Source organism: Mesorhizobium sp. WSM4847 (assembly GCF_055811335.1).
The window spans coordinates 1-225 of sequence record NZ_JBVVPY010000140.1; the positions used below are offsets into that span (position 1 = coordinate 1).

The following is a 225-nucleotide window of genomic DNA, read 5'->3' on the forward strand; positions in this document are numbered from 1 at the left end:
GCTCGGCCAGCAGATGCTGGCCGAGCGTGCCACCAGCCAGGTTGGATTGTTCATCATCGGTGGTGAAGCGCTGTCGCGTTCGACGGTGGAGTTGTGGCGCGCCATTCAGCCGACGGCCATGATGGTCAATGAGTACGGCCCCACTGAGACGATCGTGGGTTCTTTGCATTACGAGGTTCCTGCCGAACTGGATGGATCCGCATCGATCCCGATCGGCCGTCCGAT

Annotated in this window: 1 protein-coding gene; it reads left to right on the forward strand. The window is 60.9% G+C overall.

Annotation, left to right across the window (positions count from 1 at the left end; translation table 11 throughout):
- Positions 1 to 225 (forward strand): hypothetical protein (locus AC0L28_RS34855; protein ID WP_473483041.1); only part of this gene is annotated, 225 nt, incomplete at both ends.